Genomic DNA, 23480 nt, shown 5'->3' with positions numbered 1-23480 from the left:
CCGCCTAGCGCTTCTTCACCAGCCCCGCCTCGACCATCTGGGCGAACATGTCGACGACCGCCTGCGGCGCCGGGCGGTACTCCATCCCGAGGGCTTCGCGCGACTTCGCATTGTCGGCGCGGAAGGGCCAGCCGAGATTGCGGCTGATGAACTTGCGCGTGAGCGCCTTGTTGATCATCGGGCCGGTGAGCCAGACCAGCCATTTCGGCAGCTCGGACTTCGGGAACGGCCAATCGTCGCCGAACTCCGCGCGCAGCGCGCGGGCCATGTCGAGCAGGCTCATCGTTTCGGCGCACGTGATGTGGCGGCCCTCCGCGGCGGGAATGAACGCCGCGCGCAGATGCGCCTCGGCGACGTCGCGCACGTCGACGACGCCGAACTCGAGCGGCGGCGCGCCGGTCTTCATCGTCCCGTTGCCGAGCTGTTTGACGAGCGTGAAGCTCTCCGACGTCGCCTGCGGCTTCACGCCGGGGCCGAGCACGAGGGCGGGATTGATCGCGACCAGCTTCCAGCGGCCCTGCGCGCCGGCGACCTCCCAGGCCGCGGCCTCGGCCTGGGTCTTGGAATAGGAATAGGCCTGGTGGTCGAGGCTCGACGAGGTGTTCCAGATGTCCTCGGTGAGCGTTTTGCCCGGGGCCTTCGCGATGTCGCGATTGTCGCCATAGATCGCCGCGCACGAGCTCGTCAGCACCACGCGTTCGACCGAGTCCGTCCGGTCCGCCGCGCCGAGCACGTTCTTCGTGCCCTCGACCGCCGGGTCGACGAGATCGCGCTGCGGATCCTTGACCACGGTCGTGAAGGGCGAGGCGGTGTGGAAGATCACCGCGCAGCCTTCGGCGGCTTCGTCATAGCTGCCCGCACCGAGCAGGTCGGCCTTGAAATACCGGATCGTCCCCGGCGCGGCCGCGTCGATCGCGTCGAGATGGGCGCGCTTGTCGGCATCGTCGGGATCGCGCACGGCGGCGTGGACGGTGAAGCCCTTCTCCAGCAGCAACTTGACGATCCAGCCGGCGACATAGCCGGTCGCGCCGGTGACCAGGACGGGCTTCGACGTATCGTAGACGGGCTCGGGCATGGAGCGCCTCCGTTGCGAAGACGCTCAGTTCACACGCTCGCCGGCGGGGCGCGCAAGTCAGGAGCAACAAGCGCCGCTCAGTCTTCCCGCCGCTCGAAATCGAGATAATCGCCCAGCCGCCATTCGATACCGTCCCGGCTGCGTTCGAAGGTCATGCGGAAGCTGTCCTGCGACGTCTTCTCATAGGTGAAGCGCTCGAAGGTGCGCGCATCCGCCGACGCCGAGTGGTACGTCGTCACCAGGACGAGACGGTCGTCCCGCCAGCCTGCGGACTCGAATTCACGGGCGAGGCCGCGGTTGTCGAAGACGTTGGCGATGAAATCGCCGCTGGCCGGATCCACGCCCCAGATCCACAAACCGTCCCACGTCAGCGGATCGCGGGTGGAGTGGCGGTAGCGGAGAAACCGGCCGTCGAGCACGGATTCGATTTCAAGATCGGCCTCGATGGGACGTCCATCCGCGAACGCGCCGGCGCCGGACCATGCGCCGGTGAAGAAGCTCACCATCTCCTCGGGCAACGCCCGGGATCCGGTTTCCTGGGCCGCGGCCGACATCCCCGGCCCGGTCAACCAGGCCCCGACCGCCAAGGCTTGCATCACATTCGGCATCAACCGGGCTCGCATGACTTCGTCCCCTCAAGGCCGCGCGGCCCGCCCTGCAACGGGTCGCAATTCGCCCGCTCGGCGCCCCTCGTGAAAGCGTGATGAAAAGCCGGTCTGACGAATCTCAGGCGCCGCTGGGTTTCGGCGTCGCGCCGCCCGGGGCGGGCGCTTCGTCCTCGTCCTCGTCGGTCACCGGCACTGCGCCCGAGGGCTTGTCGGAGTCGTCGCGCTTCGGCGGCACGGACGAGTCCCGCGTCGGCGGATTGCCCTTCAGGAGCTCGACGATCTCCTCGCCCGACAGCGTCTCGTACTCGAGCAGGCCCTCGGAGAGCGTCTCCCACTCGTCGTTCTTCTCGGTGAGGATGCGCCGGGCCTCGTTCAGGCCGGCCTCGACCAGACCCTTCACCTCGGCCTCGATGGCCTGCTGGGTCTCCGAGGAGATGTGCTTGGACTGGACCAGCTGCTGGCCGAGGAAGACGTCGCCGTCATTGTCGTCGCCGTAATCGACCGGGCCCAGCTTCTCGGACAGGCCGTACTGCATGACCATGGCGCGGGCGAGCCGGGTCGCGCCCTTGATGTCGGAGGCCGCCCCGGAGGTCACGTTCTCGCGGCCGAACTTCATCTCCTCGGCGACGCGTCCGCCCATCATGATGGCGAGCCTGGACGTCATCTCCTGGTAGGTCATCGACAGCTTGTCGCCCTCGGGCAGCTGCATGACCATGCCCAGCGCACGGCCGCGCGGGATGATCGTCGCCTTGTGGACGGGATCGGCGGCGGGCACGTTGAGCGCGACGATGGCGTGGCCGGCCTCGTGATAGGCCGTCAGGCGCTTGTCCTTCTCGGTCATGACCATGGAGCGGCGCTCCGGGCCCATCATGACCTTGTCCTTGGCTTCCTCGAATTCGGCCATCGAGACCAGGCGCTTGTTCTTGCGCGCGGCCATCAGGGCGGCCTCGTTGACCAGGTTGGCGAGATCCGCGCCGGAGAAGCCCGGCGTGCCGCGGGCGACGACCTTGGGATCGACGTCGTCGGCCAGCGGGATGTCGCGCATGTGGACCTTGAGGATCTTCTCCCGGCCTGTGATGTCCGGGTTGGGCACCACGACCTGGCGGTCGAAGCGGCCCGGACGCAGCAGCGCCGGGTCCAGAACGTCGGGACGGTTGGTCGCGGCGATCAGGATGATGCCTTCATTGGCCTCGAAGCCGTCCATCTCGACGAGCAGCTGATTGAGCGTCTGCTCGCGCTCGTCATTGCCGCCGCCCAGCCCGGCGCCGCGCGAGCGGCCGACGGCGTCGATCTCGTCGATGAAGATGATGCACGGCGCGTTCTTCTTGGCCTGCTCGAACATGTCGCGCACACGCGACGCGCCCACGCCGACGAACATCTCGACGAAGTCGGAGCCCGAGATGGTGAAGAACGGCACGCCGGCCTCGCCCGCCACGGCGCGCGCGATCAGCGTCTTGCCCGTGCCCGGCGGGCCCACCAGAAGCGCGCCCTTGGGGATCTTGCCGCCGAGACGCTGGAACTTGGAGGGATCCTTGAGGAACTCGACGACTTCCTGGAGCTCCTCCTTGGCCTCGTCGACGCCGGCGACATCGTCGAAGGTCACCCGCCCGGTCTTCTCGGTGAGCAGCTTGGCCTTCGACTTGCCGAAGCCCATCGCGCCCTTTCCGCCGCCCTGCATCTGGCGCATGAAGAAGATCCACACGCCGATCAGCAGCAGCATCGGGAACCAGCTGATGAGGATGCTCATCAGGCTCATCCCCTCTTCGCTGTCGGGGCGCGCGGTGATCTCGACATTATTGGTGCGCAGCACGTCGGTCAGGTTCGTCTCGGGCGGCACCTGCGTACGAAAGGCGGTTCCGTTCGTGAGTTCGCCGGTGACGGTCTCGCCTTCGATGACGACGCTCTCGACCTGGCCGGCCTCGACCTGGTCCATGAAGCGGGAATAGTTCAGCTCGTTCGAGGGCGCGGTCTGCGTGGGACCCTGCAGCATGTTGAACAGCGCGAGCAGCAACACGAGCAGGATCGCCCAGACCAGAAGATTGCGGAAATTCATGCCTGTTCCCTTCGGGCGCCGGCGAGATCGGCGCGGAGTTTCCGTATCGGTTCAGCCTACGATATGGGCGTTAACACCGGCTTCGCCAGTGCGCGGCGTCGCATCGCCGCATCCATCGGCATCCAAACACGCCCGGTCGGCCTTGCGAAGCAGGAGATGGGCGCAGCGCTCGGGCCCCAGAAAGCGGACGCGCGCGTCAATGTCCAGACAGGATGCCGCGGAATCGCGGCGGGAATCGGGCGCGACGCATGCGCCGCCCGGCCGCAACGGGGCTGGCGCGCGGCGATCCCAGGCCTCGCCGTCCGCGCCGGCGGCGCGAATGAGGACCGCGTCGGCGCCCGCAACGATCTCGAAGCGACCGTCGAAAACGCCCGTCTCGCCGGGCGACAACCGCAGCGCCGGCGCGCCCGGAGTCCCGTCGGCGCGGCCGGCCGCCGCGCCCGGATCCCGGCCGAGAACGCCCTCCGACGTCAGCATCGCCCCCGCCGCGGCATGGCCCCGGCGGCTCGCGAGCGCATCCAGCATGGCGGCGGTCTGTTCCGGCGACGGCCCGCCCGCCTCGCCGGACATGGCCATCACCAGCGTCTCCATCGCCCGCAGCGCCACGGCCTCGTCGGCATGGGCGAAGACGCCCGCATCGAGGCGCGCCCCGCCCCAGGCCTCGAACCGGGCCCCGTCGGCGATCAGGCCCGCCGCGCAGGTCCGGACCGCCGCGTCGGTCCTCAGCGCGGCGTCGCTCAGCGCGAGCAGGCGCCGGTTCGCCGCATCGTCCGGGTCCAGCCGGGCGCGCCAGCGCACGCGCTCGTAGCGTGCGTCGACATTCGAGGGGTCGTCGATCCAGCCCGCGCCGCGATCGCGCAGGAAGGCCCTCAGATCGGCGCGGCGGGCGTCCAGCAGGGGACGCGCCAGCGCCAGCCCGCGCCCCTCGGGCCAGGCCGGGCTCGGATCGAGACGCGCCATGCTGGCGAAGCCGCGCCAGCCGCCGGGCCGCGCCAGGCGCATGCGCAGCGTCTCGACCCGGTCCTCAAGCGTATGGGCAAGGAAAAGCGTGTTCGCCCCGATCTCCCGGCAGGCGCTGGCGAGCAGGCGATGACGCGCGCTGCGGGCGGCCGCCTGGCCGGGTCGCGGGGTCTCCCAGCGCAGAATGCGCGGGGTCGCGCCCGCGACCTCTGCGGCCGCGGCGGCGCGCTCCGCCTCGCCGGCGCTTTCGGACCGCAAACCGTGATCGACGATAAGAGCATGAAGCGAGCGCGCGTCGCGCGCGGCGAGGTCGGCCAGCAGGTGAAGCAGCGCGGCGGAATCCCCGCCCCCGGAGAAGCCCAGCGCCAGCGGCCCGTCCGGGCTCAGCCGCGCACAGCCGGAAAGGACGCGGTCGGGATCGAGGCTCAGCCGCAGCCCGCGCGCGAGGCCTCGCGTTCGGCCTTGCGCCGCGCCTCCGCGTCGGCGTTCGGGAACTCGGCGTCGAAGCTGTCGAGCACGTTGCACGCCTCGCCGGTCTGGCCCATGGCCGCCAGCGACGCGGCCAGGCGCACCAACGCATCGGGCGCGCGATCGCCGCGGCGGGCGGCCTGCAGCGAGGCGAGATAGGAATCCGCGGCGTCCTGGAATTCGCCCAGCACGAAGTGCGTCTCGCCGAGCCAGTACCAGGCTTCGTCGGCGAGCTCGTGGTCGGCGTGGTTCCCGGTGAACGCGGCGAAGGATTCCTGGGCGCCGCCGAAATCGCCGTCGAGCAAACGGCTGCGGCCCTGGCGGAAGAGTTCTTCGGGCTCGAGCGCCGACGGCGCCGAGGCGGCGCCGGTTGCGGTCCCCGCCGTCGCGCCTGCGGCCGGCTGCGAGGCGCCTCCGTCGCCCGAACGCGCGGACGGGGCCTGCAGCGGCCGGGTGATCGCGGCGCGGTCGGCGGCGTAGGGATCGTCGGGGTCGACCACGGCGACGCTCTCGCCGGTCGCCGTTTCGCCGGCCGCTGTCTCGGCCTGCCCGGATCCCGCTTCCAGCGCAGCCGGCCCGCCCGCCGAGCCGGCGCCGCCCGAAAGCAGGCGATCGACATCGACGCCCAGCCGGTCGAGCTCCTGGCGGAGCTGGCGGTTTTCGTAATTCAGCCGCTCCAGCTCGCCGGTCAGCGCCCGCTGCTCGCGCTCGAGCGCGTCGACGCGGGTGAGCAGCGTCTCCGCGACCGGGTCGCCGGCGAGGAAGCTTTCCTCCATCTCCGCCAGGCGCGCCTCGACCTGGTCGAGCCGCGCGGCGAGTTCGCGGCGTGACTGCGCCGAGGCCGGCGCGGTCATGACGACGGTGAGAAGCATGAGAACGGCGAAGCGGAGCATGGCGCGGCGTGACCCCTGCTGGAATGCGGAATGCGCGCGGACCTTGCCCGCGCGGATGGGCGAAAATGCGGCGACCGGAACGAACGCGCCCGCACGGCGGAATCCGCCGGCGGGCGCGCTAGATCGGCACGGCGGAGCGGGTCCTAGGAGGTCGCGCCGTCCGTGATGACGGTGGTCGCGTTCCGGTTCAGCGCCCAGCACCGCTCGGTGGACTCGGTGCAGACCGGGCGCTCCTTGCCGTAGGAGACCGTCGAGATGCGCGACGGATCCACGCCCTGGCTGACCAGGTAGTCGCGCGCGGCGTTGGCGCGGCGCGCGCCGAGCGCCAGGTTGTACTCCCGGGTGCCGCGCTCGTCGGCGTTGCCGGCGATCAGGATGCGGACACCGGGATAGCTCGCGAGCCAGGCGGCCTGGCGGCGCAGCGTCTCGCGCGCTTCAGGCGTCAGGTCGTAGCGATCGAAACCGTAGAAGACACGGTCCCCAGCGGTGGCCTCGAAGTCCTCGGCCGAGCCCGGGGTCGGGCCCGCGGGTTCGGTGGGTTCGGGTTCGGGTTGCGTGACAGGCTCCGGCGCGGGCTCGGGAGCCGGCTCCGGCTGCGTGGCGCACGCGGCGGCGACCAGGCCGAGCGCGGCGATTGCGGCGTAAACGGCGAATTTCATGGCGACGACGTCCCTCCGTATGACCCGGGCGCGAATCCGCCGGGCGGCGGTCTATTACATCAGTAGATTGGCCCGCGATACACCCCTCATTTTTCCGCGGGCTTAACGAGCCTAGACTCCGAAGGGTCAGTCGATCAAGGGCGACCAGGCCGGATCGGACGCTTCCCCCTGCGTGGGCAGACGCCGGAGATTGAACCCGGCCAGGTCGATGCTCCAGATCGAGTACTGGGTGCCGTCGCGGGCCGGATCGCCGCGCGTGAACAGGAGAACCCGCCCGTTCGGCGACCAGGCCGGCGTGTCAACGAAGTAGCCTTCATAGAGAATGCGCTCGTCGCCGGAGCCGTCGGCGCGGATCACGCCCAGCTTGAATTCGCCGCCGAGCTGCTTGGTGAAGGCGATGAGATCGCCGCGCGGCGACCAGACCGGCGTGGTGTAGCGGCCTTCGCCGAAACTGATCCGCGTCGGCTCGGTGCCGTCGGCGTTCATGATGTAGAGCTGGGACTCGCCGCCGCGCGAGGACGAGAACACCACGCGCTCGCCGTCGGGCGAGTAGGAGGGCTCGACATCGTCGGCGGGGTGGTTGGTCAGCTGGCGCAGCGTGCGCGAGCGCGTGTCGTAACGGAAGATGTCGTGGTCGCCGCGCCGCTGGGCCGAGACGACGAGTTCGCGGCCGTTGGGATGGAAGCGCGCCGACAGCGACTGCCCGCCGTCCATCCGCGCCGGGCCCATGTCGAACAGCGCTTCCTGGCGGCCGGTCTCGAGATCGTAGAGATAGCTCGTCGCCTGGACGTCGCGGAAGGAGACATAGGTGATCTGCTGGGCCGAGGGGGAATAGTTCGGCAGCAGCGCCATGTAGGAGCGGTCCGTGAGATAGGACGGATTGGCGCCGTCCTGGTCCATGATCGCCAGCCGGCGGACCGGCTCGCCGTTCGGCCCGTCGCCCTCGGCGACGTAAACGATGCGGGTGTCGAAATAGCCCTCCTCGCCGGTCAGCCGTTCATAGACCGCGTCGGCGACCTTGTGGGCGACGCGGCGCCAGTTCTCCGGCACCGAGACGAACTGCAGGCCCAGCATCTGCTGCTCGGACGCCGTGTCCCAGAGCCGGAAGGCCACCAGCAGGCGGCCGTCCTCGGCCACCGTGACGCGGCCCACCAGCAGCGCCGAGGCGTCGATCACGCGCCAGTCGGCGAAGCGCGGGCGCAGATTGATGTCCTCGATGTCCTCGATGAACGCCTCGGGATCGACGGGAGCGAACAGGCCCGACGTCTCGAGATCGTTGGTGATGACCCGGGTGATGTCGGCGGCCGCGTCGGCGGCCTCGGCGTCGCCGCCGAATTCGGGAATGGCGATCGGCAGCGGGTCGAGATGACCCTCGGTGACGTCGACGACGAGCTGGGCGGAGGCCGCGCCGCTCAATGCGACGACAGCCGCGAGGACGGCGAAGATGCGGGCGAAGAGGCTCATATCGGGCTCGCTCCTTTCACGGGCGGTCGGACCGGCGAGGCTACATACTCGGCGTGAAGTTGACGGTTATGCGGCGCCATTCCGAATAGTGTTCCGGCGGCATGGAATAGGGCGCGCACTCGATGACGGCGCGCAGGGCGCGCTCGCCGGCGATGCGCAGATAGCGATTGGACGACCCGCGGATGCGCGCCTCGTCGAGCAGGCGCGGCGGCTCGGCGAGTTCGCCGTTGCGCTGCAGGCGGACCTCGACGCTGACGCTGAGCGCTTCCGGATCGGGCGCATCGGCGGGCTCGCGCCAGCAGCGCGCCGCCTGCGAGCGGAACAGGTCGCTCATCGTCGCGGTCATGTCCGTGCCCGCCCCGGCGCCGCGGCGCGCCTCGCCTTCCTCGACCTCGCTCGGCCGCGACGCGGATTCTTCGCGGGCGCGGTCGACCAGCGAGGACAGCTGGTCGAGGTCCAGGCCCTGCGGCTCTTCCTCGACGGGCTCGGGCTCGGGCTCCGGCTCGGGTTCGGGCTCGGGCTCAGGCTCAGGCTCCTCCTCGACCGGTTCGGGCTCCGGTTCGGGCTCGGGCTCCTCCTCGGGTTCGGGCGGAATCGGTTCCGGTTCCGGCTCGGGCTCAGGTTCAGGCTCGGGTTCGGGTTCGGGCTCCGGCTCGGGTTCGGGCTCCGGCTCCTCTTCCTCCTCGGGCTCCGGTTCCGGCTCCGGACGCGCGGCGCGGACATTGGTCTCCGGACCCAGCTCGACGAGATCGACGGGCACGATCACCTGGTCGCGGAAGCGCGCGGCGGCGTGGGGAAAGTAGATGTACGCCGAGGCGAGCAGCCCGACGTGAAGCGCCGCGGAGAGCAGGAATCCGAGAACCGCGCGCATCGGCGGGCCGCCCTCCTACTCTTCGTCCGGGTCGGTGACGAGGCCGAGATTTCCGTAGCCGGCCGAGGACACGCGGGCCATGACCCGCATTACGTCGCCATAGGATGCGCCCTCGTCGGCGCGGATATAGATGCGCGCGTCCGAGCCCGTTCCCGCAATGGCGCGCAGGCGCGGCACCAGCTCCTCGTAGGCGATCTCCGTTTCCTGGAGATAGATCGCGCCGTCGTCCCGGATGGTCAGCGTCAGCGGCTCCTCCGAGGTGGTCAGCGCGGTGGCCTCGGTGTCGGGCAGCTCCACCTCGACGCCGACGGTCAGCAGCGGCGCGGTCACCATGAACACGATCAGCAGCACCAGCATCACGTCCACGAAGGGCGTGACGTTGATCTCGGCCTTCGGCTTCCAGGCGCGGCGCGATCCGCTCGCGCCGTTGTCGATGCCGCCCGCCATCGCCTCAGCCCTCCTTGCTCGCGAGCGCGGAGAGCTCGTCGACGAAGCCCTCGAGCTTGGCGGCGTATTTCGACAGGTTGGACGACAGGGCGTTGAAGAAGATCACCGCCGGGATCGCGGCCAGCAGGCCCAGCGCGGTGGCGAACAGCGCTTCCGCGATGCCCGGCGCGACGACGGCGAGATTGGTGTTCTGGCTCGCCGCGATGGAGCGGAAGGAGTTCATGATGCCCCACACCGTGCCGAAAAGGCCGATGAAAGGCGCGGCCGAACCGATGATGGCGAGCACGCCAAGCCCGCTCTCGAGCTTGGTCAGCTCCCGGTTGGCCTCCGCGCCGGCGGCCTTGGCCACGGCGTAGCCGTCCCAGTCCCGGAGCGCGGCGGCGAGCACCCGGCCGAACGGGTCGCGCGGATGGCGCGCATAGCGGTCGCCCATCTTGTCGATGCTGGTCCCGGACCAGAAATCGGCTTCGAACTGGCGCGCCTTGGCGTGCACGCCGCGCAGCTGCAGCGCCTTCTCGATGGCGATCGCCCAGGACCAGATGGACATGAAGGCCAGAATGCCCATCGCGGCCTTCACCACGATGTCGGCCCGCATGAACAGGTAGAAGACGCTGAGCTCCTGGGCCGGCTGGGCCAGGTCGACGGCGACGCTTTCCATATCGGTTCTCTCCGCTCCCCTCGGGCGCGCCCGCGCCCCGAACTCCGGACGCAGGCTTAACGGCCCGCGCCCTGTCCGCCAAGGCCCGGCCATGCAAACCGCTTGCCTCGCGAATGGGGCGATTTGAAGGATCGCGGGTTACGGTGCGATGAAGGCCGCCAGCCGCTCGGCGACGAAGCCCGGCAGGCGACGCGGCCGGCCGTCGAGATCGATGCAGGCGGCTTCGACCTCCGCCTCGACGACGAGTTCGTCGCCCCGGACCACGCGCTGGGCGATCGCCAGGCGCGCGCCCTTGGCCGCGCCGAAGCGCGTCTCCACGACCAGCGCATCGTCGATGCGCGCAGGCGCGGCGTAGGTCACGGTGATCTTTCGCACTGCGAAGCCGAGCGGCGGATCGAGCCCGAGCAGCTCGGCGTGCGACACGCCGGCCGAACGCAGCGCGTCGGTGCGGCCGCGCTCCAGAAATTTCAGGTAGTTGGCGTAGTAGACGACGCCGGTGAAGTCGGTGTCCTCGTAATACACGCGCACCGGCAGACGATGGACGGCTCCGCTCCAGCTTCCGGCGTCGGGGACAGGCGCGTCTTCGGTCATGCCGGCTTCATAGCCGCCGCGGCGACCGGCGTCACCGGGGCGCGGCCTATTCCGCGGCGACCTTGGTGTCCGCCGCGCCCGCCAGCGGCTGCTCGCGCTCCCAGTCGGTGATGTAGTCGCGCGTGAGCGGCAGGGCGTCCTGACGCTTCGCGAGCTGGATCTGGAAGACCATGTTGCCGCCGTGGCGAAAGCTCATCTCGGAGCCGGCGAGATAGAAGTCCCATATGCGGCAGAAGCGCTCGTCATAGAGGTCGGCGACCTCGTCCCAGCGCTCGTGAAAGCGCGCGCGCCAGTGGCGCAGCGTCTCGGCGTAGTGCAGTCGCAGGATCTCGACGTCGGCGACCAGCAGCCCGGTGCGCTCGATCACGGGGATCACCTCGGACAGCGCCGGCAGATAGCCGCCTGGGAAGATGTATTTCGCGATCCATGGATTGGTCGCCGCGCCGGGTCCGAAACGCCCGATCGAATGGATCACCGCCACGCCGTCGTCGGCGAGCAGGTCGCGCACCTTCTCGAAATACTCGCGGTAGTGGCCGACGCCGACATGCTCGAACATGCCCACCGAGACGATGCGGTCATAGGGCCCGTGGGCGTCGCGATAATCCTGCAGCCGGAACTCGACGCGGTCGGAGAGGCCTTCGCGCGCGACCCAGTCGCGCGCGTACTTGTGCTGCTCGGTCGACAGGGTCACGCCTTCGACCCGATCCGCCCCTAGCCGGGCGAGATGCACGCCGAGACTGCCCCAGCCCGATCCGATGTCGAGCACCCGACAGCCGGGCTGCAGCTTCAGCTTGGCCGCGAGATGGCGGGCCTTGGCGGCCTGGGCGCGCTCGAGGTCGTCGCAGCCCGGTTCGAAATAGGCGCAGGAATAGAAGCGGTCGGCGTCGAGAAACCGGTCATAGAGCTCGTCGGACAGGTCGTAGTGATGGGCGACGTTGCGGCGCGCGCGTCGGGCGTTGTTGCGCTGGGCGAAGCCGCGGGTGAGGTAACGCCAGCGCTCGGCGAGCGCGAACACCCAGTGATCGCCGAGATGGGCGACATTGCGCATGACGAGCTCGAGCAGATCGGCGATGTCGCCGTTCTCGACCGTCAGCGCGCCGTCCATATAGGCCTCGCCGAGGGCGAGCTGCGGATTGAGCAGGAGACGCCGATGCCAGGCGGCGTCATGTATCCGCACCGTGACCCGGGGACCGTCGTCGGCGCCGCCGATCTCGTGCGTGCGACCTCGGGCGTCGATCAGCGTGAGCGTTCCCTTGCGGATCACGCGCCGGCACATGTCGGCGAGAAGCATGTCCATCCTCCCGATCACAGGATCCGGAGATCAACCGCCGCATCGCGCGAGTGGTTCCCGCGCATTTACGCCTTGTTAACTTACTTGAAATGCGCCGAGGCCGGAAGCCGGCCGCGTCCGAATGGCGCGCGCCGTGGCGAAGCCGGGCCGCCTCCCACGGGCGCTCGGAAAGCCCCTAGCGCCGCAGCGTCAGCGAGAAGGCGGCGAAGTCCTCGGTCGTATCCCAGGACCGGACGGGCGTGGAGTAGGTCGTCTCGCGCTGCACATAGGCCAGCGACAAGTCGGCCGGGCCGAACTTCATCGCCACCCCGGCCTGGGCGTCGCCGACCATGGCGTAGGGCTCGAACGCGAACGAGCGGCGCAGCGTGAAGCCCGCGGACGGGTCGTAGAGGAGGGCTTCGCGATCGGCGCCGGCGAACAGCCACCAGCGCGGTCGTTCGGACATCTCGCTGACATACTGGCCGATCCGCACCGTGGCGCCGGCGTTCGCCGCCGTGCCGACGGCGCCGAAGCTCACGCCGGCGCGGGGCTGGACGCCCAGGTCGAGCCCGTCGAGGGCGCCCGGCGCGTCGATGCTGCGCTCGTAGCTCACCGCCATCTGGCGCGGTCGGTCGCGCAGTCCCTGCAGGGGAAAGCCCACCGATTCGGCGTAGTCGGCGTTGAACGCGAGCAGCGCGGCGTTCGGACGCCGGCCGTCGAGAACCGAGACCGAGATGCGTCCGCCGTCGGCGAGTTCGGTCAGGGTCGCGCTCCGCTCGGTGAAGACGGACAGATTCTCGCGCAGTCCCGGCGCGGATCGCGCGGAAAGCGCCGCCCGGGCGAAGCGCGAGGCGCCGGCGTCGCCCGCCGCATCCGCCGGCGCGACCACCGGTTCCGGAGTGAAGCGGACATTGCGCGCCGCGCCACGCTCGACGGCGAACTCGTCGGCGAGCGGGCGCAGGATCATCTCCCTGACATCCGACGAGCCCGCCAGCTCCTGGCCGAACGCCGCCGCTCCGCAGGCCGCGCCTGCGGTCCATGCGGCGATGATCACTGCGGCGCTGCGTCCCGGACAGGACATGGCGTAGCCTCCGGATGTCGAGTCACTCGCTCAACAAATCACACCTTATCACGGATCCGTTCCCGCCTCACGCGGATCAGGCCGTGAGTCCGTTGACAAAACGCTACCGGCTTCGCGCCGCGCGCGCAAGCGAGGGTTATTTCTGGTCGTGACCGCAACCCGTCGCGGGCGGACGGCGCGCGCGAGACGCTGGGGCGCGGCCGGCTGGCGGCGTCTTGCGTTCATATTTAAATACTGCCGCTATGCGCGGCGCGCGCGTAGCGTCGATCAAGGGTAACCAGGGACAGGACTTTCGCATGCAACGTATGATGTTTCTCACGGTCGCCGGCGCCATGCTGGCGCTGGCGGCGTGCTCGCGCGCCCCGGAAGACCGGATCTTCGCCGCGTGCACCCAGGATGAGACCGCCTCCGAAGAGGAATGCCGCTGCCTGTCGGACGGGCTCGCCGCCGAGCTGAGCGATGAAAGCCTCGAGGCGGTGGCGGATTCGATCGAGGAAGCCGCCCGAAGCGACGGCCAGGGCGGCGAGGCGATGAACGAACTGGGCATGGAGACCGTGATGACGGTCACCATGACCGCGAAGAACTGCGGAATGGCCCAGTAGCCGGCCGGCGATGCCGACCTGCGCCGCGATCGCCGGGCTTCTGGCCCTCGCGCAGCCGCAGCCGGGCGACATCGTGCTGCTCGAACCCCGCGGCGGGCTCCTCGGGGAACTCGCCGCGCGCATCGATCCCGAGGCCGGGTACGGCCATGTCGGCGTGATCGTCGCCTCGGACGACCCGTGCGCCCCGCTGGTCGTACACGCCGATGCGGTCGGCGCCGAGGCGCGGGTCCGCGCGGACGCCTGGGACGCCTTCATCGAATCGCGCTCACGGATCTCGATCCTGCGTCCGGCGCTGCCGCCGGACGCGCTGGCGGCGTTCGTCGAGGCGGTGCGGGCGTTCGAGCGCGAGGCGGTCCCCTTCGACCACGCCTATGACAGTTCGGACGCCGACGCTCTCTACTGCACGGAGCTGGTCTGGGCGGCGCTGGCGGAGTCCACCGGGCGCGCCGGGCCGACCAGCCGGGTCGGCGGGCGCGAGGCCGTCCGCTTCTCGGATCTCATCGCGGATTCCCGGACGGGGCCGCTCCGCACTGTCGGGCCGCCGGACCCCGGATCAGGAAGCTGACGCGCCTACTGGCAGGACAGGCATTCCTCATATTCGGTCCGCGCGGCGGCCTCCATCGAGCGCTCGGCGTCGGACTTGTCCGCGGCGCCGGCGTAGGCGGCGCGCTGCACCGATTTCGAGCGGCAGTAATAGAGCGACTTCACGCCCTTCTCCCACGCCGTCCAGTGCAGCATGTGGAGGTCCCACTTATCGACGTCGCCCGGCAGGAAGATGTTGAGCGACTGCGACTGGCAGACATAGGGCGTGCGGTCGGCGGCGTGCTCGATCACCCAGCGCTGGTCGAGCTCGAAGGCGGTCTTGAAGACGTCCTTCTCGTTCTCGTCCAGGCAGTCGAGATGCTGGACCGAGCCCTCGTTCTCGAGGATCGAGGCCCAGACCGCCGGCGTGTTCTCGCCCTTCTCCTCGAGCAGGCGCTCGAGGTGCGGATTCTTGACCGTGAACGAGCCCGACAGCGTCTTGTGGGTGTAGACATTGGCCGGGATCGGCTCGATGCCCGCGCTCGTGCCCCCGCAGATGATCGAGATCGACGCCGTCGGCGCGATCGCGAGCTTGTGGGAGAAGCGCGCCTTCACCCCCGACGCCTCGGCGTCCGGACACGGTCCGCGCTCCTCGGCGAGCTTCACCGAGGCCTTGTCGGCCTCCTGGCGGATATACTTGAACATCTTGCGGTTCCACGACGCCGCCATGGCGGACTCGAACGGCACGCGCAGAGACTGCAGGAAGGAGTGGAAGCCCATCAGGCCGAGACCCACCGAGCGTTCGCGCATCGCCGAGTAGACCGCACGCTCCATCTCCGGCGGCGCCCGGTCGATGAAGTCCTGCAGCACGTTGTCGAGGAAGCGGAAGATGTCCCCGATGAAGCGTTCGTCCTCGCTCCACTCGAAGAACTTCTCGGCGTTGAGCGAGGACAGGCAGCACACCGCCGTGCGGTCGCGGCCCAGATTGTCCTCGCCGGTCGGCAGCATGATCTCCGAACACAGGTTCGACTGGCGCACCTTGAGGCCGAGCTTGCGCTGGTGGGCAGGAAGCGCGTTGTTCACCGTGTCGGAGAAGATGATGTAGGGCTCGCCGGTCTGCAGGCGCAGCTCGAGCACCTTCTGCCAGAGCTTGCGCGCGTTGACGGTGCGCACCTCCTCGCCAGTCTTCGGCGAGCGCAGGGCGAATTCGGCGTCGTCGCGGACGGCGTCCATGAACTCGTCGGTGATGTTGAGCCCGTGGTGGAGATTGAGGCTCTTGCGATTGAAGTCGCCCGAGGGTTTGCGGATCTCGAGGAACTCCTCGATCTCCGGGTGGTGGATGTCGAGATAGACCGCCGCCGAGCCGCGCCGGAGCGAGCCCTGCGAGATGGCGAGCGTGAGCGAATCCATGACCCGGATGAAGGGAATGATTCCCGAGGTCTGGCCGTTCTCGCCGACCTGCTCGCCGATCGAGCGGACATTGCCCCAATAGGTGCCGATGCCGCCGCCGTTCGACGCCAGCCAGACATTCTCCGTCCAGGTGCCGACGATGTCGTCGAGCGAATCCGAGACCGAGTTGAGGAAGCACGAGATCGGCAGGCCGCGATCAGCGCCGCCGTTGGACAGCACCGGCGTGGCGGGCATGAACCAGAGCTTCGACATGTAGTCGTAGAGCCGCTGGGCGTGCTCGATATCGTCGGCGTAGGCCGTCGAGACCCGCGCGAACATGTCCTGGTAGGACTCGCCGGGCAGGAGATAGCGGTCCGACAGCGTCTTCTTGCCGAAATCGGTCAGCAGCGCGTCGCGCTCGGCATCCGTGCGCACGCTCTCGACGACGCGCAGCGTATGCGCCTTCGGCTTGCCGCGGCGGGCGCGTCCGGTGTCCGCGGCGGCGTCCGCGGCGAGGCTGGCCGATTGAGCAGAGTCGAAAGGCGTCATGGCGAACCGTTCCCCTTGGCGACGGCGCGAGCGATCCCGTTGCGGCGAACCGCAAGTCCGCGCGCTGCCGTCTGAATTCTATATATGCTGTGTGGTTCCGTTCCGAAACCGCAAGATATAGTGCTTGCGCACCACATGGCCGTCAACGGGTTCCAGGTCCGGAATCCGAACTTTTTGGTTACCAACTTCCTAACACGGATCGCTCCGCGCCCGGACTCGTTAAGGAGTGCGAACGCAGCCGGTCGGCACGCAGTTGTGGAAAGTCGCCGCCGGGGCTCACGCGAGGTTCAGCAGCTCCGGGTCGCCGCCCTGGGCGGCGATGTTGACGGTGACCACGCGCTCGGTCGCAAACCGCGGCAGGTAGTGCGGCCCGCCGGCCTTAGGTCCGGTGCCCGACAGCCCCTCGCCGCCGAACGGCTGCACGCCCACGACCGCGCCGGTCATGTTGCGATTGACGTAGACATTGCCCGCCGGCACCGCGTCGCGCACCGTCCGCGCGAAGCTCTCCAGCCGCGAGTGCACGCCCAGCGTCAGCCCGTAGCGCTTGTCGGCGAGCTTCTGCGCGGTCTCGGCGAGCTTGCCGCGCCTGTAGCGCACGACGTGGAGAATCGGGCCGAACCGTTCTTCGTGAATCGCATCGAGCGAATCGAGCTCGACCAGGGTCGGGGCGAAGAACCAGCCCTTCCCCGCCAGGCCGTCGGGCAGCGGCGTGCGGTGCAGCACGGTCTGCTCGGCCTCCATGCGCTTCACGTGATCGGTCAGCATCTCGTGGGCGTCGGCGTCGATCACCGGGCCGATATCGGTCGCGGGATCGGCCGGATCGCCCAGCGCAAGCTCGTCCATCGCGCCGATGAGCCCCTCGATCAGAAGGTCGGCGGTCTCCTCGGGCAGGAGGATCACGCGCAGCGCCGAGCAGCGCTGGCCGGCCGAGCCGAAGGCCGAGAGCATCGCGTCGTCGAACACCTGTTCGCGCAGCGCGGACGTGTCGACGAACATGCCGTTGAGCCCGCCGGTCTCGGCGATCAGCGGCGCGATCGGCCCGTCGCGTTCGGCCAGCGTGCGGTTGATGATGCGCGCGACCTCGGTCGAGCCGGTGAAGGCCACGCCGTCGGTGCGCGGATCCCGCGTCAGCGCGCCGCCGACCCGGCCGTCGCCGGGCACGAGGTGCAGCGCGCCCTCCGGCAGGCCGGCCTTGTGGAACAGCTTGACCGCCTCGAAGGCGATGAGCGGGCTCTGCTCGGCGGGCTTGGCGAGCACGCAGTTGCCCGCCGCCAGCGCAGCGGAGAGCTGGCCGGTGAAGATCGCCAGCGGGAAGTTCCACGGGCTGATGCACACGAAGACGCCGCGGCCCTTGAGCTCGATATGGTTGGTCTCGCCCGCCGGGCCCGGAAGGCGGACCGGACCGGCGAACGTCTCCTCGGCGCGGGCGGCGTAGTAGCGCAGGAAGTCGACCGCCTCGCGGACCTCGGCGACGCCGTCGGCGAGCCCCTTGCCGGTCTCGCGCGCCATCAGCGCGATCAGCCGGTCGGCGTCGGCCTCGAGGGCGTGCGCCATCGCGCGCAGCACCTCGGCGCGCGCCTGGCCGCCGCGGGTGTGCCAGTCGGCGAAGGTCTCGCGGGCCGACGTGAACGCGGCGTCGATGTCGGACTCGTCGGCGTCGCGCACTTTCGCCACGACGAAGTCCCTATCGGCCGGGCTGACGCGCTCGGTTCCGTCCTTCGTCTTCGCCTCGCCGGCGATGATCGGTCCGGCGGCCAGCGGCGCGGCGGCGTCGAAGTCCTTCTGGGCGGCGCCGAGCCGGGCGCGCACGCTCTCCTGGGTGAGGTCGATGCCGGCCGCGTTGAGCCGGGTCTCGCCGTAGAGCTTCGGCGGCGCCGGGATGAAGGGATGCCGGTCGAGCGAGGCCGCGCCCTCGAACGGCCCGCGCGCGACTTCCTCGGCGGGCACGTCGGGGTCGAGGAAGGAATGGACGAACGAGGTGTTCGCCCCGTTCTCCAGCAGACGCCGGACGAGATAGGGCAGCAGGTCCTCGTGGCTGCCCACGGGCGCGTAGACGCGCACCGGCTTGAGATCGTCGAAGGCCTCGGCGGCGGCGTTGTAGAGCGGCTCGCCCATGCCGTGGAGGCGCTGCAGCTCCCAGGCGTCGTTGCCGACCTTCTCCGCGATCGCGCGCACCGCGCACAGCGTGTGGGCGTTGTGGGTGGCGAATTGCGGGAAGATCGCCTCCGGCGCCGAGAGCATCAGCTCGGCGGTGGCGAGGAAGTTCATGTCGGTGGCCGGCTTGGTCGACCAGACCGGGAAGTCGGGTTGGCCGGCCATGTGGGCGTACTTGATCTCGGTGTCCCAGTAGGCGCCCTTCACCAGCCGGACCATGAAGCGCCGGCCGATCTCGCGGCCGAGCGCGATCAGCTTCTCGATCACCGCCAGGGAGCGCTTCTGATAGGCCTGCACGGCCAGCCCGAGCCCCTGCCAGTCCTTGAGCGACGGCTCGCGCGACAGCCGCTCGAGCAGCTTCATCTGGATGACCAGCCGGTCGGCCTCCTCGGCGTCGAGGCAGAAGCCGATATCCGCCGCTCTTGCGGCCTCGGCCTGCTCGAGCACACGCGGATAGAGCTCCTCCATCAGCCGGTCTTCCTTGACCGCCTGGTAGCGCGGATGGAGCGCGGAGAGCTTGACCGACACGCCGTCGACGCGCTCGACGGGACCCTCCTGGCGGTTCTTCGCCGCCACGGCGATGGCGTCGAGATAGCGCCGGTGATAGCGCGCCGCGTCGTCGGCCGTGCGCGCCGCCTCGCCGAGCATGTCGAAGGAGAAGAGCGGGAACTGGCCCGGCGGGGTCTTCCAGCCGCGACCGCGCTTGAGCGCCGCGTCCATCGACCGGGCGAGCACGAATTGCTCGCCGAGAATGCGCATCGCCCGGCGCACCGCGGTGCGGATCACCGGCTCGCCCATCCGGCCGGCCATGCGCCGGAAATAGCCGCCGGGGTCGCGCTTGGCCGAGGCCTCGACGTCCATCAGCGAGCCGGTGAGCATCAGCCCCAGAGTGGAGGCGTTGACCAGCCAGTTGTCGGACTTCCAGGCGTGCTCGCCCCAGGCGCCCGAGCCGATCTTCTCGGCGATCAAATCGTCGGCGGTCTGGGAGTCCGGCACGCGCAAGAGCGCCTCGGCGAGGCACATCAAGGCGAGGCCTTCCTTGTTGGACAGGCCGAACTCCTGAAGGAAATCCTCCATCAGCCCGCCGCGATGGCGCGACTGCCGGGCGCGCTCGACCAGATCGACGGCTTCCTCGCCGACGGTCTTGCGCGCGTCGGGGTCGAGACTGACGCGGGCGTCGAGACTGCGTGCGGCGTCGCGTTCGTCGGCGAATTTCAGGTCGTCGAGAGCGTCCCAGTCGATGGAGATTTCGGCGTAGTCGCGCATGGAATGCACCTTCAAGGAACGCCGCGCGGGCGTGAGTCGAGCCGAAAATGAGCGCGTATGCGCGCCCGCGCAAGCGTTGTGCGCGACGATGCCGCGCGCCTCCCTTCGACTCCGCGCCAAAACACGCTAAAGACGCCCGCGATCGAACGAACCCACGGGAGCATATCGCATGGAGGACGGCGCGCCGCTGCGCATCATGCTGGTGACCGACGCCTGGGAGCCCCAGGTGAACGGCGTCGTGCGCACGCTGTCGCGCACCGTCGAGGAATGCCGGGCCATGGGTCACGAGGTCGAGGTGATCCATCCCGGGCTGGGCTTCCGCACGTTTCCGATGCCGACCTATCCCGAGATCAAGATGGCGATCGGGGCGAAGAAGGAGATCGAGGCCCGCTTCAAGGCTTTCGAACCCGAGGCGATCCATATCGCCACCGAAGGCACGCTGGGCGACGCGGCGCGCAAGATCTGCCTGAACTGGAAGCTGCCCTTCACGACCAGCTACCACACGAAGTTTCCCGAGTACGTCAACGCGCGCTTCCCGTTCATCCCGATCCGCGCGGGCTACTGGTTCATGCGGCGCTTCCACAATTCGGGCAACCGGCTGATGGTGGCGACCCAGTCGATGCGCGACGAGCTCACCAAGCGCGGCTTCAACAACATCACGCCCTGGGCGCGCGGCGTGGACACCGAGCTCTTCCATCCCTCCAAGCGCAGCGAGGACGGCGGCGTCTACAAGGATCTCGAACGCCCCGTGATCGCCTATGTCGGCCGGGTGGCGGTCGAGAAGAACATCGAGGCCTTCCTGAAGACCGACCTGCCGGGCACCAAGGTCGTTGTCGGCCCCGGCCCGCAGCTCGAGGAGCTCAAGGCGAAGTATCCCGACGCCGTGTTCACCGGCTCGAAGTCGGGCGACGAGCTGGCGCAGCACTTCGCCGACGCCGATCTGACGGTCTTCCCCAGCTTCACCGACACGTTCGGGCTGGTGATCCTGGAGTCGATGGCCGCGGGCACGCCGGTCGCGGCCTACCCCGCCCCCGGGCCCAAGGATATCATCCCGGGCAGCGGGGCGGGCGCGGTCGATCCCGATCTCGCCGTCGCCTGCCGCGAGGCGCTCAATTGCGATCGCGAACAGTGCCGGCGCTACGCCGAGGGCTATTCCTGGCGGGCCTGCGCGGAGGAGTTCGTGCGCAATCTCAAGCCTCAGCCGCGCCCGGAGCGCCGCCGCTTCTGGCGGCGCATAAGGCGGCTCGGCCGGCCCGGCTGAGCCGGCGGCGCGCTGGACGCGGGCGAGGCCGCGTCATTAGGCTGGGACGTCCGTGAGCCAGCAGATCACCGGACGCCCCATGCATTTCTCCCGACTGAAGACGAGCGCGATCGCCGGCGCCGCCGCCTGCGCGAGCCTTTCGGCCGCCGAGGCGCAGCTGCCCTGGACCGGCGCGGAGTGGGCGGTGACCTGCTCGGCCGAATTGCAGGACCTCGCCGCCGCCGACGCGGCCGGCCGGAACGCCCGGGCGGCGGAATTGCGCGCGGCGAATCCCGAGACGGCGTCGGCCTATCCGAGCCGCGAGGCCTTCGTCGCGGAGACCAACGCCTGGGTCGACGCGCTCGCCGCGCAGGCCCGGGAGATGTGCGGCGATCCCGACGCGCCGAACGGGCTGCCCGCCCGCATCGAGGCGCAGCTCGAGCGCACCAGCGAATGGCTGAGCGATCTGGGCCTGAGCGGTCCGGCGATCTCGGCCTTCCCCGCCGCACGCGGCGACGCCGCCCTGTTCCCGGGCGACCAGGCGATTTGCGAGACGCAGTACTGCGCCGAGATCGGCGCGCTCGTCGGCGCCCACGGCACGTACTACTACAACGAGGGTTATCTGAAGCTGGGCCATCGGCTCGGCCGGTTCAGCCGGCCGGGCGAGGACGCGCAGCCCGGCGAGGTGCGCTTCGCCTACTCGCCCACGCACGAGCTCTTTCACGCCGTCCAGTTCGCCTATGACGGCATGGATGACGCCGACGCGCTTGACTGGTTCACCGAGGGCAGCGCCCGGCACGTCCAGCTCGTCGCGGCGGAGAAATGGGGCGTGATCACCGAGACGTCGCCGGAGCGGCGGATCTACGACCGTTCGCTGCACATTCCCTACGCCCCGCCCGGCGGCGCACCGCACCACAACTGGGAGTACGGCTCCTGGCTGTTCTGGGACTTTCTCGGCGAGGCGCTCGGCGCGCGCGACCGCGTCGCCTATCTCGATCGCGTCCTCCGCCAGGACCTGTCGGCGAACAACGGGCTCGACGGCGTCGACGCCGCGCTGCGGCAGTGGAACGAGGACGGGCTCTACGACCTCTATCCCGCCTTCGTCGCCGAGCGCCTGACCGAGGCCGATTTCTTCCAGACCGTTCAGGACGTCGAGCTCGCTTATCCGGAGGACGAGGAAACCCGCGAGATCCAGGCCGTCGAGCCGCTCGCCGCGGCCGCCTACCGGGTCAGCGTCGCCATTCCCGATGGCGAACTCGCCGGGCTGCGCATCGGCTTCGCCGACGACGACCGCCCCGATCTGCATCTCGTCGTCGACGCGCAGCGCTTCGACAAGGCCGATCCCGCCTCGGGCCGGCGCAACGTCTTCCGCGAACCGGTCACCGGCGGAGCCGAGGCCCGCGAGTTCCTGGTGCGCGTCGCCAACGTCGCCGAGGACGTTCCCGCCTCCGAGCTGCGCGAATTCGACATCGAGTTCGCGCTGCGCCCGCTCGATCCCTGCGGCGAGGCCGCGATGGCCGGCGTGGTCAACGAGGAGCGCGTGCTCTGGGGGCCGCCGGAAGCCGGCCGCACCTTTGACGATCCGAACATGCCCGACGACGTCGCGCGCTTCGCCCAGGAGGTCAGCGAGCGGCGCCTGCCCGGCGCCGGCCGGCTGTCGATCCAGAGCCTGGTCAACGACGCCGGCGTCGGCTGCAGCGGGCACGTCTCGGCGACGTCGCTGATGGGCCGGAGCCTCGCCGGCGACGCATCGCAGGACGAGGTCGACGACCGGCTGGACGAGACGATGGCCCAGGCCGAGCAGCTTCTCGAGATGACGGAGGGCGGCGAGCTTTCGCCGGGCCAGCTGCAGGCCGCCGCCGCCCAGGCCCAGCGCATGCAGGACGCCTTCTCCGGCGAGGCCGCCGGCGAACAGAAGAGCGTCGTCCTGCCGGTTCACACGCCCAACGCCTATGTCTGGCACGTGGGATCGCTGGCGGGCGATCCGCGCCACGTGCGCCACGGCGGCGTCGGCGGCTGGCGGACGAACGCCGCGGCGCACTTCGTGATCCACCTGCCCGACGCCTCGCCGGATTCGATCCGCGAGGGCGAGACCTACGAGGCCGTGGCGATCGCGCCCGACGGCGGCGGCTCCGACATGATCGACGGCAAGGTCCCGACGCCGGCGGGCTTCTACACCCGCTGGGAGGGCGAGTTCGCGCCGGTTCCCTATCCGCCGGCCGACACGCCGGAGGAAGCCCGCGAGCAGGAGCGCGAGCGCGCCGCCTGCGAAGCCATGCGACAGCAGGCGATGGGCGTCAGCGGCATGCTGAACAACCGGCCGACCGGCGAGCTCGCCGAGCGGCGGGATTGCCGCTATCGCGACACCGCCTTCGAGGGGCGCACCGTCGAACTCTACGGCAGTCTTGCGGGAACCGTGACGATCGAGGAAATCACCGGCGCGGAGATCCGCGGACGCTTCTCGCTTTCGGGCGAGGGAACCCGTCGGGAGACCGAGTACGCCTTCAACTATGACGACGCCGGACGCGTCACCGGGAACGACGTCGACGAGGACTCCCGCACCGGCCCCGTCAGCATCGAGGGCGAGCTGAGGGCGCCGAACGTGGTCCGGGGCGGACAGCTTCGATTCGGCTACGACGCCGTCGTCGTCGACTGACCGC

General features: G+C 69.8%; 19 protein-coding genes. 4 read left to right on the top strand and 15 right to left on the bottom strand.

Features of this window, described 5'->3' with window-relative positions:
• Positions 1–4: 4 nt before the first annotated feature.
• From DDZ18_RS13480 to DDZ18_RS13420, 13 genes are all read right to left on the bottom strand, one after another.
• Entirely contained in the window at positions 5–1075 is a 1071-nt protein-coding gene (locus tag DDZ18_RS13480) for an NAD-dependent epimerase/dehydratase family protein (protein WP_109253927.1), read from the bottom strand.
• A 77-nt stretch (positions 1076–1152) separates the two neighbouring features.
• Complete coding sequence (locus DDZ18_RS13475) at positions 1153–1629, bottom strand: hypothetical protein (RefSeq protein WP_146190683.1); 477 nt, start codon at positions 1627–1629, stop codon at positions 1153–1155.
• A gap of 172 nt (positions 1630–1801) precedes the next feature.
• Positions 1802–3736 carry an ATP-dependent zinc metalloprotease FtsH gene (gene ftsH / locus DDZ18_RS13470; protein ID WP_109253925.1) on the bottom strand — a complete coding sequence of 645 codons (1935 nt, stop codon included), beginning with the start codon at positions 3734–3736 and terminating at the stop codon, positions 1802–1804.
• Between the two features lie 51 nt (positions 3737–3787).
• A complete protein-coding gene (gene tilS / locus DDZ18_RS13465) occupies positions 3788–5221 on the bottom strand; it encodes a tRNA lysidine(34) synthetase TilS (protein ID WP_109253924.1) in 1434 nt (477 codons plus the stop codon).
• Positions 5122–6057 (bottom strand): tetratricopeptide repeat protein, encoded by a 936-nt coding sequence (locus DDZ18_RS13460; protein WP_109253923.1) that lies wholly within the window; start codon positions 6055–6057, stop codon positions 5122–5124. Before DDZ18_RS13460 ends, tilS begins: the two co-directional genes overlap by 100 nt.
• 143 nt (positions 6058–6200) lie before the next feature.
• Positions 6201–6716, bottom strand: coding sequence for a peptidoglycan-associated lipoprotein Pal (gene pal, locus DDZ18_RS13455; RefSeq protein WP_109253922.1), 516 nt, complete (start codon positions 6714–6716; stop codon positions 6201–6203).
• A gap of 126 nt (positions 6717–6842) precedes the next feature.
• Positions 6843–8180 (bottom strand): Tol-Pal system beta propeller repeat protein TolB, encoded by a 1338-nt coding sequence (gene tolB / locus DDZ18_RS13450; protein ID WP_109253921.1) that lies wholly within the window; start codon positions 8178–8180, stop codon positions 6843–6845.
• A 40-nt stretch (positions 8181–8220) separates the two neighbouring features.
• Positions 8221–9051, bottom strand: a complete 831-nt coding sequence (locus DDZ18_RS14010; protein WP_199241160.1) for an energy transducer TonB — start codon at positions 9049–9051, stop codon at positions 8221–8223.
• Positions 9052–9066: 15 nt separating this feature from the next.
• On the bottom strand, positions 9067–9498 hold the full coding sequence (locus DDZ18_RS13440; RefSeq protein WP_109253920.1) for an ExbD/TolR family protein: 432 nt from the start codon (positions 9496–9498) through the stop codon (positions 9067–9069).
• A 4-nt stretch (positions 9499–9502) separates the two neighbouring features.
• A complete protein-coding gene (locus DDZ18_RS13435) occupies positions 9503–10156 on the bottom strand; it encodes a MotA/TolQ/ExbB proton channel family protein (RefSeq protein ID WP_109253919.1) in 654 nt (217 codons plus the stop codon).
• Between the two features lie 138 nt (positions 10157–10294).
• Complete coding sequence (ybgC, locus tag DDZ18_RS13430; protein ID WP_109253918.1) at positions 10295–10747, bottom strand: tol-pal system-associated acyl-CoA thioesterase; 453 nt, start codon at positions 10745–10747, stop codon at positions 10295–10297.
• Between the two features lie 46 nt (positions 10748–10793).
• The gene (locus tag DDZ18_RS13425) at positions 10794–12038 is read right to left on the bottom strand and encodes an SAM-dependent methyltransferase (RefSeq protein ID WP_233245850.1); all 1245 of its coding nucleotides are present in this window, start codon (positions 12036–12038) and stop codon (positions 10794–10796) included.
• Between the two features lie 175 nt (positions 12039–12213).
• Positions 12214–13098: a lipid A-modifier LpxR family protein gene (locus DDZ18_RS13420; protein WP_109253916.1), complete on the bottom strand. Its 885-nt coding sequence runs from the start codon at positions 13096–13098 to the stop codon at positions 12214–12216.
• Positions 13099–13394: 296 nt separating this feature from the next.
• Between DDZ18_RS13420 and DDZ18_RS13415 the strand changes: the two genes are divergently transcribed.
• Both DDZ18_RS13415 and DDZ18_RS13410 read left to right on the top strand, forming a co-directional pair.
• Positions 13395–13700, top strand: coding sequence for a hypothetical protein (locus DDZ18_RS13415; RefSeq protein WP_146190682.1), 306 nt, complete (start codon positions 13395–13397; stop codon positions 13698–13700).
• Positions 13701–13710: 10 nt separating this feature from the next.
• Positions 13711–14265 (top strand): YiiX/YebB-like N1pC/P60 family cysteine hydrolase, encoded by a 555-nt coding sequence (locus tag DDZ18_RS13410; protein WP_109253914.1) that lies wholly within the window; start codon positions 13711–13713, stop codon positions 14263–14265.
• A gap of 5 nt (positions 14266–14270) precedes the next feature.
• On the opposite strand, the gene DDZ18_RS13405 is transcribed toward DDZ18_RS13410, so the two are convergent.
• Both DDZ18_RS13405 and putA read right to left on the bottom strand, forming a co-directional pair.
• On the bottom strand, positions 14271–16160 hold the full coding sequence (locus DDZ18_RS13405; RefSeq protein WP_109253913.1) for a ribonucleoside-diphosphate reductase subunit alpha: 1890 nt from the start codon (positions 16158–16160) through the stop codon (positions 14271–14273).
• Between the two features lie 276 nt (positions 16161–16436).
• Positions 16437–19580 (bottom strand): bifunctional proline dehydrogenase/L-glutamate gamma-semialdehyde dehydrogenase PutA, encoded by a 3144-nt coding sequence (putA, locus tag DDZ18_RS13400; RefSeq protein ID WP_109253912.1) that lies wholly within the window; start codon positions 19578–19580, stop codon positions 16437–16439.
• Between the two features lie 187 nt (positions 19581–19767).
• On the opposite strand from putA, the gene DDZ18_RS13395 reads away from it, so the two are divergent.
• On the top strand, positions 19768–20841 hold the full coding sequence (locus DDZ18_RS13395) for a glycosyltransferase family 4 protein (RefSeq protein ID WP_109253959.1): 1074 nt from the start codon (positions 19768–19770) through the stop codon (positions 20839–20841).
• Positions 20842–20893: 52 nt separating this feature from the next.
• Entirely contained in the window at positions 20894–23476 is a 2583-nt protein-coding gene (locus DDZ18_RS13390; protein WP_146190681.1) for a hypothetical protein, read from the top strand.
• The last annotated feature ends 4 nt before the right edge of the window (positions 23477–23480 follow it).

The sequence above is a fragment of the Marinicauda salina genome (genome assembly GCF_003122085.1).
Lineage (GTDB): Bacteria > Pseudomonadota > Alphaproteobacteria > Caulobacterales > Maricaulaceae > Maricicauda_A > Maricicauda_A salina.
The sequence above is the reverse complement of the archived record's forward strand: the minus strand, read 5'-3'. Positions and strand labels throughout refer to the sequence as shown.

Bases quoted from the DNA above. Each gene is read 5' to 3' on its own strand.
- putA (WP_109253912.1), bottom strand. From the start codon at position 19,580: ATGCGCGACTACGCCGAAATCTCCATCGACTGGGACGCTCTCGACGAC.
- ybgC (WP_109253918.1), bottom strand. From the start codon at position 10,747: ATGACCGAAGACGCGCCTGTCCCCGACGCCGGAAGCTGGAGCGGAGCC.
- DDZ18_RS13420 (WP_109253916.1), bottom strand. From the start codon at position 13,098: ATGTCCTGTCCGGGACGCAGCGCCGCAGTGATCATCGCCGCATGGACC.
- DDZ18_RS13425 (WP_233245850.1), bottom strand. From the start codon at position 12,038: ATGCTTCTCGCCGACATGTGCCGGCGCGTGATCCGCAAGGGAACGCTC.
- DDZ18_RS13475 (WP_146190683.1), bottom strand. From the start codon at position 1,629: ATGTCGGCCGCGGCCCAGGAAACCGGATCCCGGGCGTTGCCCGAGGAG.
- DDZ18_RS14010 (WP_199241160.1), bottom strand. From the start codon at position 9,051: ATGCGCGCGGTTCTCGGATTCCTGCTCTCCGCGGCGCTTCACGTCGGG.
- DDZ18_RS13415 (WP_146190682.1), top strand. From the start codon at position 13,395: ATGCAACGTATGATGTTTCTCACGGTCGCCGGCGCCATGCTGGCGCTG.
- ftsH (WP_109253925.1), bottom strand. From the start codon at position 3,736: ATGAATTTCCGCAATCTTCTGGTCTGGGCGATCCTGCTCGTGTTGCTG.
- DDZ18_RS13480 (WP_109253927.1), bottom strand. From the start codon at position 1,075: ATGCCCGAGCCCGTCTACGATACGTCGAAGCCCGTCCTGGTCACCGGC.
- DDZ18_RS13410 (WP_109253914.1), top strand. From the start codon at position 13,711: ATGCCGACCTGCGCCGCGATCGCCGGGCTTCTGGCCCTCGCGCAGCCG.
- pal (WP_109253922.1), bottom strand. From the start codon at position 6,716: ATGAAATTCGCCGTTTACGCCGCAATCGCCGCGCTCGGCCTGGTCGCC.
- DDZ18_RS13460 (WP_109253923.1), bottom strand. From the start codon at position 6,057: ATGCTCCGCTTCGCCGTTCTCATGCTTCTCACCGTCGTCATGACCGCG.
- DDZ18_RS13405 (WP_109253913.1), bottom strand. From the start codon at position 16,160: ATGACGCCTTTCGACTCTGCTCAATCGGCCAGCCTCGCCGCGGACGCC.
- DDZ18_RS13440 (WP_109253920.1), bottom strand. From the start codon at position 9,498: ATGGCGGGCGGCATCGACAACGGCGCGAGCGGATCGCGCCGCGCCTGG.
- tolB (WP_109253921.1), bottom strand. From the start codon at position 8,180: ATGAGCCTCTTCGCCCGCATCTTCGCCGTCCTCGCGGCTGTCGTCGCA.
- DDZ18_RS13435 (WP_109253919.1), bottom strand. From the start codon at position 10,156: ATGGAAAGCGTCGCCGTCGACCTGGCCCAGCCGGCCCAGGAGCTCAGC.